This is a genomic window from Paenisporosarcina sp. TG20 (assembly GCF_000286315.1).
Classification (GTDB): domain Bacteria; phylum Bacillota; class Bacilli; order Bacillales_A; family Planococcaceae; genus Paenisporosarcina.
The window spans coordinates 1-13,757 of record NZ_ALJG01000252.1; the positions used below are offsets into that span (position 1 = coordinate 1).

12 protein-coding genes and 1 pseudogene are annotated in these 13,757 nt (G+C 36.5%); 4 read left to right on the plus strand and 9 right to left on the minus strand.

Features of this window, described 5'->3' with window-relative positions:
* Positions 1 to 8 precede the first annotated feature (8 nt).
* The 4 genes and pseudogenes from B371_RS21425 to B371_RS0106725 form a co-directional block, all read right to left on the minus strand.
* Positions 9 to 329 (minus strand): signal peptidase II, encoded by a 321-nt coding sequence (locus B371_RS21425; RefSeq protein ID WP_019413536.1) that lies wholly within the window; start codon positions 327 to 329, stop codon positions 9 to 11.
* Between the two features lie 197 nt (positions 330 to 526).
* Positions 527 to 775, minus strand: a pseudogene (locus B371_RS21430) (OsmC family protein); the annotation flags it as partial.
* A gap of 185 nt (positions 776 to 960) precedes the next feature.
* The gene (locus tag B371_RS0106720; protein WP_019413538.1) at positions 961 to 2,232 is read right to left on the minus strand and encodes a nitrate/nitrite transporter; all 1,272 of its coding nucleotides are present in this window, start codon (positions 2,230 to 2,232) and stop codon (positions 961 to 963) included.
* Positions 2,233 to 2,428: 196 nt separating this feature from the next.
* Complete coding sequence (locus B371_RS0106725) at positions 2,429 to 4,087, minus strand: alpha-glucosidase (protein ID WP_019413539.1); 1,659 nt, start codon at positions 4,085 to 4,087, stop codon at positions 2,429 to 2,431.
* A gap of 252 nt (positions 4,088 to 4,339) precedes the next feature.
* On the opposite strand from B371_RS0106725, the gene B371_RS21435 reads away from it, so the two are divergent.
* Positions 4,340 to 4,882, plus strand: coding sequence for a flavoprotein (locus B371_RS21435; RefSeq protein WP_019413540.1), 543 nt, complete (start codon positions 4,340 to 4,342; stop codon positions 4,880 to 4,882).
* A gap of 556 nt (positions 4,883 to 5,438) precedes the next feature.
* Here B371_RS21435 and B371_RS0106740 read toward each other — a convergent pair.
* Together B371_RS0106740 and B371_RS0106745 are read right to left on the minus strand one after the other, a co-directional pair.
* A complete protein-coding gene (locus B371_RS0106740; RefSeq protein WP_019413542.1) occupies positions 5,439 to 6,464 on the minus strand; it encodes a cytochrome d ubiquinol oxidase subunit II in 1,026 nt (341 codons plus the stop codon).
* Complete coding sequence (locus B371_RS0106745) at positions 6,461 to 7,807, minus strand: cytochrome ubiquinol oxidase subunit I (protein ID WP_019413543.1); 1,347 nt, start codon at positions 7,805 to 7,807, stop codon at positions 6,461 to 6,463. Before B371_RS0106745 ends, B371_RS0106740 begins: the two co-directional genes overlap by 4 nt.
* A gap of 287 nt (positions 7,808 to 8,094) precedes the next feature.
* On the opposite strand from B371_RS0106745, the gene B371_RS0106750 reads away from it, so the two are divergent.
* Positions 8,095 to 8,541, plus strand: a complete 447-nt coding sequence (locus tag B371_RS0106750; RefSeq protein ID WP_019413544.1) for an NUDIX domain-containing protein — start codon at positions 8,095 to 8,097, stop codon at positions 8,539 to 8,541.
* A gap of 212 nt (positions 8,542 to 8,753) precedes the next feature.
* Positions 8,754 to 9,182 carry an NUDIX domain-containing protein gene (locus B371_RS0106755; RefSeq protein ID WP_026022983.1) on the plus strand — a complete coding sequence of 143 codons (429 nt, stop codon included), beginning with the start codon at positions 8,754 to 8,756 and terminating at the stop codon, positions 9,180 to 9,182.
* A gap of 68 nt (positions 9,183 to 9,250) precedes the next feature.
* On the opposite strand, the gene B371_RS0106760 is transcribed toward B371_RS0106755, so the two are convergent.
* Both B371_RS0106760 and B371_RS0106765 read right to left on the minus strand, forming a co-directional pair.
* The gene (locus tag B371_RS0106760; RefSeq protein WP_019413546.1) at positions 9,251 to 10,168 is read right to left on the minus strand and encodes a diacylglycerol kinase; all 918 of its coding nucleotides are present in this window, start codon (positions 10,166 to 10,168) and stop codon (positions 9,251 to 9,253) included.
* A gap of 161 nt (positions 10,169 to 10,329) precedes the next feature.
* On the minus strand, positions 10,330 to 10,899 hold the full coding sequence (locus B371_RS0106765) for a thioredoxin family protein (protein ID WP_019413547.1): 570 nt from the start codon (positions 10,897 to 10,899) through the stop codon (positions 10,330 to 10,332).
* Between the two features lie 128 nt (positions 10,900 to 11,027).
* Between B371_RS0106765 and B371_RS0106770 the strand changes: the two genes are divergently transcribed.
* The gene (locus B371_RS0106770) at positions 11,028 to 12,356 is read left to right on the plus strand and encodes a TrkH family potassium uptake protein (RefSeq protein WP_019413548.1); all 1,329 of its coding nucleotides are present in this window, start codon (positions 11,028 to 11,030) and stop codon (positions 12,354 to 12,356) included.
* A 480-nt stretch (positions 12,357 to 12,836) separates the two neighbouring features.
* Here B371_RS0106770 and B371_RS23740 read toward each other — a convergent pair whose 3' ends face one another.
* Complete coding sequence (locus B371_RS23740) at positions 12,837 to 13,001, minus strand: hypothetical protein (protein WP_019413549.1); 165 nt, start codon at positions 12,999 to 13,001, stop codon at positions 12,837 to 12,839.
* Positions 13,002 to 13,757 lie beyond the last annotated feature (756 nt).

Sequence of the window (13,757 nt, forward strand, 5' to 3'; positions counted from 1 at the left end):
CACCTTGGTCACGGATTCAGGATATATTTAAAATAGAATAATAAACCAATAACTAGTACTTGCAAAATAATAATGAATATAGTATGCCCGGCACCGATACCAAAACTCATTCCTGTATTATGAATTAATTTCCAGTGTAACCATCCAGGGATTATTAAAGAGGTTTCATTTATAGATAATGAATGCTCGAAAAAACGTTTTGTACTAATATCAATAAAAAAGAAAAAAACAGTGAAGAGCGTAAAGATATGCTTCATTTTGTCCCATGTCCCATCCTTAATTTCAGACTTTAAGCGTCTCGTAAGTCCTAAAACCCAATTGATTATCATATGCATGACCCATCCAGGGGAGAGACTCGCATTAAAATCAAATTTTCATTAAAGTATAAATTAAATTTAAAGAAGTAAAAGTAATCTATCTTACAATTCGAGAAATAAAAAGAAGTCGATAGTTCTCGACATCTTTTTAAAGGGATATGAAAGTGTAAGATTTACATGGAGAATACGATCTAGTCCCCATCTTTATATTATGCTTTTTCCCAAGTAGTTTCAATTGGAATGCCAACAGCTTTAAACAACGTGAATACTGGGCATCTAGCATCCACTTTTTCTTTTAGTTCATCAATGCGTTCTTGAGTTTCGTCTGTTTTTACTTTTGCATAAACAGAGACCTGATTAAAAAAAGGTTGTACATCTGCTTGTCCCATTAGACCTCTTGGATCTAATTCGCCTTTCATATCAAATTCTATTCCCTGAAGATTGAACTTCATCCGGTTTAAAACCCTTACAAATCAACAAAAAATGGCAGTCCAATTCAGGTGCTAATTGGACTGCTAAATGATGTGATAATTTAATTTTTGTACTCGAAAACAGAACCCGCTACCCTGCAGCAACCCTTTTCTTTAACTCTGACCCGCTGCATTTACGTACAAAGAATAGTTTAAAGTGTATATATCTTTAACTACTTATTATTCAATTGCATTTTTGGCAGCCGTTTTTCCATTAAGAAAAGTGCACCGGTTAGGCCTATTAGAGAGAATACAACAGGTATTATGAAACCATAGTTATATCCCACGCTTATATCTACCAAATGAAAATGATCCAATACTTTCCCAAACATACTTGGCAACAGCACGGCACTCAAAAATCCCCCCGTATTTGCAAAACCAGAAACCACACCAACCTCATTTTGCTTAAAGGATTTACGTACAATGACAAATGTTAAAGCACTAGCACCACTTCCATAACCAATCAAAAAGAATAGAACCACGAGTACATAGTATGGTGGATTCCCACTAAATAATAGAAACGATACCCAACTAATCAAAACAATCACATGAACAATGATATAAGTGCGTTTTATTGAGCCAATTCGAAATGAAAACCAACTGGTTAGAGGAGCTCCGATGATGGCCCCTATAAGACCAATCATAATGAGCTGACTAGCATCTGATCGTGACATGTCATACATATCCATACCGAAAGGAACCGCCCATGATCCAATGAATCCTATATAAGTACCCACAACTCCAAAGTGACAAAAGAAAGTGGCCCATGCATGTGGATCCGAAAATACTCGACGAAGAATAACAATCGGATTCTCGCGTATTATATTCAGTTTCTCAATAGGTTTATCTGGTGATTGAACTTTCTCCATATACCTTGGTCTTATAACAAGTACAAAATAAAGGAGAACTGCCCAAAAACATAAAATAATTCCCATTGAAAAAAACGGTATCCTCCAGCCAGTTAATGAAATCCAAATAGAGAAAGGCACAGAAGCCATTAAGAACCCTAAACTCCCTGTCATACCGGCTATTCCAAGCAACCCCACATATTCATTTACTTTAAACCACATGCTCAAAATTAATACTAAATTAACCCAAATCGTTGCGTCTCCTATCCCTACCAACAATCTCGCAAGCAATAAAAACGATTCATTTGGGGCGATACTGTAAATTAAAGTGCCTATCCCTGTCAATAACGTTCCACCAATCAGAAAAATATTAGGACCAAAACGGTCAGACAAAATACCAATTGGAATTTGTAAACTGGCGTATGCAAAGAACTGGATACTTGTAAGTAAGCCAATAGTAGAAGCAGTTACACTAAAATCTTTCATTAATTGATAGGAAATTAATCCTGGTGCTGTTCTTTGACTTACAATTAGAAGGTAAGCAGTCAATACACTGGCAAAAACAATCCATCGATACTTACTAGCTTGCTTATCCAATATCACTACTCCCATTAATTTTTATGATTTAATATTATACGCATGTATTCGAACAAATGTGGTTGCAACTGAATTTCACTACCATCGGGTTTCTCTAATGTGGGCGGGAGATTTCTCCCAACACAAAAAGCCCTCCGTTTATCTTTCACACAGAGGACTTTTGGTAAATCAATATTAATGAATAGTAAACAATTGTCTACCTTAATAAATACACAACTGATTCATATGGGGCTAATACATTTCGTTCTTTTTCGAATTCTTCATTTGTAATGACCAGCGTCGCATCATATAGATAGGATAAAACCTCTTCGTCATGTAGGTGAATGGATTGATCAGAGAAATTACATAATACTAGCAATGTCTCATTTTCACCGACTCTTTTATATGCGAATACCTTATCGTCATTTCGCATCATCAACTCAAATTTCCCAGTGGTAATAATATCTTGTTCTTTTCTTAACTGGATAAGTTGTTGGTAATAATAATAGATTGATTGTGGATTTTTTAATGCTTCCTTTGTATTGATTTCTCGATATCTTGGATTCACTTTAATCCATGGTTTTCCAGTAGTGAATCCCCCATTGGCAGAATCATCCCATTGGATAGGTGTACGAGCATTGTCTCTTCCTTTTGCATAAATAGCCTCCATAATTTTTTCATGAGACCAGTCAGATAGTCTATCTTTGTACATATTTAATAATTCGATATCACGGTAATCATCCAGAGAGTCAAATTGCACATTTGTCATGCCGATTTCTTCCCCTTGGTAAATGTAGGGTGTTCCTTGCATCATGTGCAAACAGGTTGCAAGCATTTTTGCAGACTTCACTCGATACTGTTGATCATTTCCAAATCGTGATACAATACGAGGCTGGTCATGATTGTTCCAATACAAACTATTCCATCCAATTGAATGTAATGATGTTTGCCATTTTTCGAAGTTCTCTTTAAGTTCAACAAGATCAATCTGCTTCAAGTTCCACTTATCACCATAAACACAATCTAAATTCATATGCTCGAATGTGAAGACCATATTTAATTCTTCGTTCTCTGGATTCGTATAAACCTTTGCATCGTCCGTCAGCGCTCCTGGCATTTCACCCACTGTCATCACATCATAGTTTGAAATAACTTCACGATTCATCTCTTTTAAAAATTCATGGATTCGTGGACCGTTCACAAAAAATGGACCCCCATCTCCATTTACTCCATCTGGATATGAAGTATCTTTTGAAATGAAATTAATGACGTCCATCCTAAACCCATCAATTCCTTTATCTAACCAAAACTTCATCATCTCATAAATTTCAGTTCTTAATTTTGGATTCTCCCAGTTTAGATCGGGTTGTTTCGATGCAAATAAATGTAGATAGTACTGCTCGGTCTCTTCATCATACTGCCAAGTGGATCCACCGAAAACTGAACCCCAATTTGTTGGGGGTTCACCGTTTTCTTTCCCGTCACGCCAAATATAATAATCTCGATAAGGGTTATTCTTACTTTTTTTCGATTCTATAAACCATTGATGTTCATCAGAAGTGTGATTCACTACTAGATCCATGACTACTTTTAATCCTCTTTGATGCATTTCAGCTACTAATTGATCAAAGTCTTCCATCGTGCCATATGGTTCAAAAATTGTTGTATAGTTGCTAATATCATAGCCATTATCCTCTTGAGGAGAATCAAAAATAGGTGATAGCCAAATAACATCAACTCCAAGATTTTTCAAATAATCTAATTTTTCAATTATACCTTGGATATCACCTATTCCATCTCCATTTGTATCGTTGAAACTCCGTGGGTAAATTTGATAAACAACACATTTTTTCCACCAATCTGTCGCTTTCTTCAAGTCACTTCACCTTCTTATTTATATTTACTGTAGCTTTGTTCAAAATTATATCATATTCCTATTTGGTAATAAATTGAACTATCTCTTTTATAAGCAGAGCATTGATAAAACCCGGCTTATTGATTAGGGATTCCCTTGATTTCGGGCAATCTGATTATTTATGTTAAAATAATTGCAGAGATTGCTAAAGCTAACTTGTCACAGATAGAATAATTATCGAAAGAAATAAAAATAGACTGAGGGTGAATAATTATGACACGTCCTAAAAATATATTATTAGGTTTAACAGGTTCAATTAATTTATTGAATATTAGTACTTACATAGCTGCAATACAAAATCATTTTAGCTGTCGAATGCATATTATGATGACACCATCTGCACAAAGCTTTATTCCAGCAAGTACTCTAATTCACAGTATAGATGGCCATGTTTTTGTTGATCTATCCGAAAAAGGGGAATTCAAAATGCCACATGTTGAGCTCACACATTGGGCAGACATAATCATTATTCTCCCTGCTTCAGCAAATACAATTGCGAAAACAGCCCATGGCTTCGCTCAGGATATAGTTTCGGCAACGGTACTTGCAGCTGATACACCTACGATTTTATTCCCAAGCATGTATATAGGTATGTGGAGAAAGAATAATGTCCAACGTAATGTTGAAATTCTTCGCGAGGATGGATTTATAGTATATCCATCACCAAATGCGAATCATAGCGGTGCTCCCCTTATCACAGGCGGGTCATTACCAACTCCAAATGAAGTTTGCCGTTTTATATCAGATTATGTATGATATTTGATTTGTCCAATGAGTTCCACCCGCAATTTCTAAGTAAATATTAAAAGGAGTTACTCATTACGAGTAACCCCTTTTTTAAGGTGCAGCAAGTTTATATTCCTCGTTCATTCTTAGAATGGACTACTTTTCATCCACTTAGAAACTTTCGCTCACTTAAATCAGATTTCCGCTCATTCAGATTAGTTTTTCGCTCACTCATGACATCTTTTCGCTCACTCAGCAGTAAATGTCCATTATATAGCAATAAAATTTTGTATACTAGCTGAAACAGACACCACCATTCTAGATGCCAGCTTGGAAATTCTTCTTTTTAATTAAATAAGTCAGACCCCCTATAATTAGATGATCAAAAGTCACCAAACACAAAAAATGACTAACAAAATCAATGTGCGATTTGTTAGTCATCCAGTTTATAAAACTTTATTAAACTATTTTTTATTCCGCATTGGTCCGTCTTTTGTTGCTGACCAAAATGCCACAATAATCGAGCCAATTAGTACGATAAATGGTGCGTAAAACATTAAGAAGTCTGTCATGTGATTGGCCTCCTTTAGGCGTGGTGATCCTTATTTCCGCGAACGTAGTCTTTATTGAATAGAAATAGTCTTAACAATAAATACAAGGACGGTAACAGTAATCCTAGCCCAGCAATAAACGCTACAATGAGAGAAATCGCCATGGCTTCGTTCGTAAAGCTATCGTAAATTGTTAAATATGGGTACAACAAGTATGGATAATGAGAAACACCGTAGCCGAAGAATGCTAAGGCAAATTGTCCTACTAACAAAACAAATGCTAGACCATATTTTCTGCGTTTCCAAATGAACCACACTGTCCCTAAAAATAATAAGAATGACAGTCCGAACACCCACCATAAATCAAGTATTCGTGTATAGTGTTCAGCGTTATGACTACGCAATTCGAAAATAATTCCAGCTGCCGTAATCATAGTAGGTAAAGCCCATATCAGCGCATATTTCCGGAGTAATTTCGTTGCTGAGGGATCCCCTGCTTTATTCGCATACCAAGTTAAGAATACCGAAGAAATATATAACAACGCAGTGATACTCAGTACGACGATACTCCAAGTTAATGGACTCGTAAATAATGATGAATAATTTAAAACAGGATTGCCATTAATCATCGATACAAATCCACCCTCAGAAATGGTCAAAACAATGGAAAGTGACGCGGGAATAAATAATCCCGCCATCCCGTACATGAACGTATAACCTCTGTGACCATAAGAACCATACATGGCAAATGCATAATACGAACCTCGTATAGCGAGCAACACGATGGCAATACTTGCTGGCACTAATAACGTAGTACCGTAATAAAAGGCTGTTTTCGGGAAGAACCCGATGATGCCAACAAAGAAGAACACAAGAAAGACATTGGTTACTTCCCACACTGGTGATAAATAGCGCTCGATAACATTGGTTAGAATATGTTCTCTTCTTGTTAAAATATTATATGCATTAAAAAAACCAGCACCAAAATCAATAGATGCAACGATGATATAGCCGAATAAAAACATCCATAAGACTGAGATTCCGATAATTTCAAGTGTCAAAGGAAGTCACCGCCCTTTTCTTTGCGTCGATCTTCAATTTCTTGTTCAACTGGATTCTTTTTGAACATACGTCTAAGGACAACTACACTTCCGACTCCAAGAATTAAATAAAGTCCTGCAAATAACACCAGCATGATATCTACTTGGCCACTTGTAGTTGCGGCATCTTCTGTACGCATAATACCTCTAAGTACCCATGGTTGACGGCCTACTTCTGCTAGCCACCATCCTGCTTCAATCGCAAGCATTGCAAGCGGCCCACCTGCTACAAGTATCCAGCGGAACCAGTTGGTCTCAACAAATGACCATTTACGTCCCACAGCATATACATATAATGCAGAAATGAACATTAACCCAACACCAATCGTTACCATCAAATCAAATAAGTAATGAATATATAACGGAGGGATTTCATCTTCTGGGAATTCGTTCAATCCTTTTACTTCTTCAAATGGATTGCTATGCGCTAGTATACTGAGTCCATATGGAACCTTAATGGCATATTTCACTTCGCCATCATCTAGAATCCCGTACATGATTAGGGGAGCATTCTCTTCTGTTTCAAAATGCCATTCCGCAGCGGCTAATTTTTCAGGTTGATATTCTGCTAAATATTTACCAGAAAAGTCTCCAGTAATGGCCGTTGCGATAGAGAAGATTAGTCCTACTTTCATGGTTAGGAATAATGCTTTTTTATGATACACATGATTTGAGCCTTTTAATAAACGGAACGCAGCAATGGAAGCTAACACAAATGCTGACGTCATATAGGCTGTCACTACCACGTGTGCTACTTTTGTTGGCATTGCAGGATTAAACATAGCTATCAGTGGATTGATGTTGATTAACTCACCGTTTACTAAATCAAACCCTTGCGGTGCATTCATAAAAGCATTGACCATCGTAATAAATACAGCCGAAAAAGATGCCCCAATGGCAACTGGTATAAGTAGTAATAAATGCTTTTTCTGATTTTCAAAACGATCCCAGGTGTATAGATAAATACCTAAGAAAATCGCTTCGAAGAAAAATGCGAATGTTTCCATGAATAATGGCAAGGCTATAACATTACCTGCGAGTTCCATAAAGTTAGGCCATAATAACGAAAGTTGAAGACCTATGGCTGTTCCAGTCACTACTCCAACTGCAACCGTAATGACGAATCCACGAGCCCATCTTCTTGCAAGTAATATATAGTGTTCATCATTTTTCTTAATTCCCACCCATTGTGCAATCATAATCATGAGAGGAATACCAACTCCAATTGTTGCATAAAGAATATGAAACGAGAGCGTCAACTCAGTTAAAATACGACTATAGAATACTGCCTCTTCATTTCCCACTTGGCTTCCCTCCTTTTAACTACCGAAAATTCGACCGAGTATCGACAACAGCATGATGCCGGCGACAATAAACACAATCAACATTAATAATCTCTCTTGCTTCTTATACATGTTGTCACCTTCCTTCCACTCTATTTTACCCTGTTTTAGATACTTCTAAATTCATAGATATAGCAAATTTGTCACACCCTTGTGAGAGGATTGTGACATCCAGCTAAATTTCAATAGTCAACGTTTAGATTGTTATGTATTATTAATAAATCATACTTAAACGAGGGGTAAAAACTATGGAAACGAAGTTGAAAGTACTCGCTTATATAACAAGAGAAAAAAATGAAAACATGGAGTTGCTTGTTTTCGAACATAAAGATTATCCCGAAGCTGGTTTACAAGTTCCCGGTGGCACAGTCGAAGAAAACGAACGGTTAATCGATGCTATGTACCGAGAAATAATCGAGGAAACTGGGATTGTTCAAGAAGATCTATGCTTTAGTAAAAAGTTATATACTTATAATTACTACCCGATAAACAAAGATATAATCTATAAAAGAAACTTTTTTCATTTTTCTTATTTAGGAAATCAAAATGTATGGGATCAACTAGTCTCGTGTGATGGGGAGGATGACGGTCTTACGTTCCAATTTCGTTGGGAACGAGTAACTCCACTTCCTTTATTAGCAGGTGGACAAGGAATTGCACTGGACTTTTTGAAGAAATTTATGAATGAATCCTAGATATACGGCTATGTTTTAACTGGTCATGACGTAGCGTTTTCACTGGTGTGCTAATGAACAGTTGTAACCTCTTAATAGGCTAGCAGAGTGATGGATTTAGGAGTATTTGTGTTAGAAATGTGAACCTCTCATACCCTCTTCTTCGTTTAAATTACGAGGTTTAGGGTATTTAGTATTAAATGTACCCATACTAATATAAAGAGGTGATTACGATAAAAACGAAACATAAAGTACTGGCTTATATTACTAAAGGACAAGAACCAAATTTAGAATTGCTCGTTTTTGAGCACAAAAATTTACCCGAAGCTGGCTTACAAGTACCAGGAGGCACAATTGATGAGGATGAACTATTAATTGATGCACTTTATCGGGAAATTACTGAAGAAACTGGTATCACACGAGATGACCTTTCATTTGTTGGTAAACTTCATAAGTTTAACTATTACCCTTATGGAAAAGATGTAGCCTATGAACGAAATTTCTTCCAGTTGGATTATGCTGGGGAACAACAGAACTGGGAGCACGATGTTGTAAGTGATGGAAAAGATAACGGGTTAACCTTCCAATTTCGTTTCGAACCTATTGACACATTGCCTAAACTGGCAAGTGCACAAGATGGAGCGCTTGAATTTCTATATTGAAAACTATGAACTTGGTAAGCACACAAAAAGAGCAATTCCCAGTTATACAGGGATTGCTCTTTTTTAAATTATGGACGATCTTGTTCACGAATTTCATTCATCGGAACAAACATCTCGATATGACGGTATAAATTTTCAAATACAGCGGGTACATTCCCACCGTATTCTCCATCTAAATTTAACTGAACATGATCTTCAGCAGTTACTTTAATATGACTTGTCTTTCTATAAATAACAAGAGGATCATCTAAGTGATTACCCCCAATTGCTAGTGTCGCTAATCGAATAAACTCGCCGATATGGCATTTTTTCAATATCAATAAGGTGAATTTCCCATCGTTAATACTTGAATCTGGTGCAAGCTTTTCAAATCCGCCGACCGAATTCGTCAGACCAACTAAAAACATCATTGCCTCATCTTCAAATACTCCTCCGTCATATTCAATTCGAACACGAGAAGCATGGATTGAAGGAATCATTTCAATTCCTTTTATATAATAAGCTAGTTGTCCCAGTACAGTTTTCAACTTACTTGGAACGTCATATGTCAACTCAGTTAACTTCCCGCCACCCGCGATATTAATAAAATAGCGATCATTGACATGTCCAACATCTACGGGTATGCACTCATCCTCTAAGATAATACTCACTGCTTTATTAATATCTCGAGGAATCCGCAAAGCCCTTGCAAAGTCATTTGTTGTACCCATAGGAATGAGACCGACTTTCGGACGCAAGTGCTTTTCAAAACCGCTAATGCCTGCTACAACCTCATTAAGCGTACCATCTCCACCTGCTGCGATTATAAGATCAAATTTTCGGTTCACTGCATATTCAGCTGCCGATGTCCCATCACCTTCACACGTCGTTGCGTGACATGAAGTTTCGTAACCAGCTTTCTCTAATCTTTCTAATACCTCTGGTAGATGTTTTCGAAATAACTCTCGACCGGATGTAGGATTGTAAATAATACGTGCACGTTTCATACGCATTTCCTTCCTGTTTATTACTCATTAACTACTAGGACTTATACATGACAAAAAAAGTTCCTTTTTGGAAAGTTGCAGCTTTGATAAATAAAGAAAAGCCGTGCAATGTCTGCCGGCTACATTTCCTTAAGTATATACGATGGAACGATTTAGAACAATTATCTCTTTCTCTGGAGTGCCGCTATAAACTCCTTACGAATATCTTCATACACCCATAACCAATATTCTGGAGTAGCTATATACTCAGCAGTTAACTTCTCAATAAATTCTTTTTGTTTATCTTTAAATGTTGCATTCTCTGGTGCTGGGAGACCCTGGCGAAGTTCCATCACATATTCTTGTAACTTCGGTGCACGTGGGCCCCAGTTCGCTATGACTTCTCCTTCTTTATTTAACAATAAATAGACAGGAATTGAACGCCCTCCATTTGTTAAATAGCGGTCCATTAAATCTAATGTTTGGTCTCGGTACACCATTCTGACATCTATGTCTGCGGCTTCTGCAATACGACGTAAAATCGGATTATTCATCATCGCATCGCCACACCAATCCTCTGTTATTCCTAATATCCTAGGTGATTTCTCCTTTAATAAAGCAATAAACTCATCATCTTTGGGAACTTGAAATTGATCATAAATGGTAAAACTGTTTTCTTTATGTTTGTCCATATTCTCCATATATTCTTGAAGGGAAATTGCTTGATCAAAGTATTGTTGTTCACTTTTCATTGTAGTATCTCCTCCTTGCTATCAGTTTACTGTGTTCATTATGTTGAATCAAATTTCACGTTGACAGGTAAGCTAAAGAGGCATAAAGTTAGTTAATCTTTTAGATTAATTAACTAGGAAGTGTCATCATGAGGATCATCAAAAAGAAACGAGTTAATGTTTCTCCTCCCTTTGTAATCGCAGGAAGTTTTTTATTCCTTATTGCTTTAGGTACTCTGCTATTAAAGTTACCTATTGCTACAACCACTAGAATTTCATGGACGGATGCTCTGTTTGTTGCCACTTCCGCTACCACGGTAACTGGTTTAAGTGTATTTGATCCTGGGACGACTCTTACTGTATTTGGTGAGATGGTTTTACTGACTCTAGTTCAATGCGGCGGTATCGGGTTAATGACGTTTGCTGTTGCTCTATTAATTTTACTTGGGAAGAAAATCGGTCTTCAGAACCGAATTTATTTGCAAGAATCTTTTAATCAGGATTCCGTGGGTGGAATTGTCAAGTTAGTCAAAATGATTCTTACCTTTGTATTAACCGTCGAAATTATTGCGACTATTATCATGACACTTCATTGGCTTCCTAAATTCGGGTTTAAGGATTCCCTATATTTAAGTTTCTTCCATGTAGTTTCAGCCTTTAATAATGCCGGTTTCTCTTTGTTTCCTGATAATTTAATAGGATTCTCTGCAGATCCAATCGTAAACTTAGTATTATCATCACTATTTATAATAGGTGGACTTGGGTTCACAGTCATTATTGATATTCAACAAAAAAACTCATTTAGAAAATGGTCTCTTCATACCAAAATGATGATTGTTGGAACAATTATCATTAATGTCGTAGCAGCCCTCACTATTTTCTTTTTAGAATATGGAAATCCAGCTACTCTAGGTAACATGCCTTTATATGAAAAAATTATGGCTGCCTATTTCCAAGGGGTGTCCCCTCGTACCGCTGGATATAATACATTAAACTATGCTGTAATGGAAGACCCTACTCTTCTATTTACCATGTTGCTAATGTTTATAGGTGCAGGTAGTGCATCAACTGCTTCAGGGATAAAATTAACCACGTTAATGGTGGTAATACTTGCCACGATATCGTTCCTACGCCAGCGAGGTGAACCGGAACTGTTTGGTCGCTCTATTAAAATGGATACGGTCATTCGCTCGTTAGCGATTACTACCATTAGTGTTCTGCTAGTAGTGGCATCTATTTTTATGTTGACTGTCACAGAAAAAATACCATTCTTACCTCTCGCGTTTGAAGTTGTATCCGCTTTTGGAACTGTAGGCTTGTCGATGGGGATTACCAATCAACTAAGTGATTTAGGTGAAGTATTACTAAGTATGGTCATGTTTGTAGGACGAATTGGTCCATTGACTCTATTCTTCCTGCTTATGAAACCGAAAAAGGTTCATTATCGATATCCATATGATCAAGTGTTTACAGGCTAAGAAAAACCGGGCAAAGTACGTTCTGTCCTTTAAAGCAATTACTAAAGATTAGAGTGTTAGTAGAAAATGCTTTACAACTGTATCGACTTCGGTTTCCGGGTCGCTTTGGACGGCAAACCTACTGCACCATAACCTGAAGACTTAAGGACCCTAGGGAAGTGACAAGTCACTTCCCTAGGGTCCTTATACAGGCAATTTTGTGCGGGTTTGCGTCCGACGCGACCCTTCAACCAATGGGTATATCTTATTTTTGATCTGGGTTGATGAGAGAAAAGACACTGACTTTATTCAGAGGGGCGGCCGAAGATACTATTTCGGCCTTTCTCTTCCTTTTTTAAAATTGGGTAGTTTTTTTAAAACTAACTTGCGATTGTTACTGTCATTGGAAAAGAGAAAACACTGAGTATTTCTCAGTGTTTTTCTCTTTTAATTTTTAGTAACCCTAATTTTCATCTCCGTTTATTAAACTGAAACACCATGTTAGTTCATACCGTTACCGCCTTGGCTGTCGGTTGGAAAACGGTGAGGTTTATCATTTTTATTATTATCCTTTAAAGAAATATTTACAATAACCCCAAGTATAATTAGTACAACTAATAAACCAATTAAAATCCATCCGAAATTAGCATAAATCCATTGTTCCATTAGTTATTCGCCTCCTTATTTTTTGAATTCTTATAGACTCACATCCATAAAATGGATATACTTTTTCTTAAAGTATTCTTCCCGTTAATTCATTTAATAAATAAAACTCTATTTATTTATTATACCAACAATATCCACTTTTCCTGTAAAAAAATATAAATATTCTGTCAATTATAAAAACACCTCAAAATGAGGCGCTAATTTGGCTGTTTAATTTGATAAGACGTGGGTAATTTCTTTTAGCAACTAGGCTTAGGTAGGAGTTATTGACATCTGTCAATTATCTAAGTAGAAGATAATATATTCTTCATGTGAAGTATATACAGCATGGAAACTCTTCACACTAATCGGATTAACGAGAGTACCGCTATAGAAATTCCATTTTAGAATGTTAGCTTTCCACATACTAAAAAACATGAACATGGAGTTCATGGTACTCTAATCATGCATGTTTTCTTATTTTTAAATTCAGGCTGTCTAATAAGTCCCTATATTAAAAAGTGAATTTCCTTGTTGGTTATTGTATGGAAGAAAAGTAGGCAAATAATTTTTTTTAAAAAAAGTTTCCTCTTAATTGGCAGTGTAAGTGAAGTTTGTTCAGTGTGGTTACTTTCATTTTACAAGATAAGACGATTTTATTGTATTTATTTTTAAAGCTTTGTTTCAGTCAATTTCATAACTCCTCAATTCGATAATTATCCGTATTTTAGAAAGGTATCGTTTGATTGTAGCGCAAGGCGGCGACTCCAGTGGGAA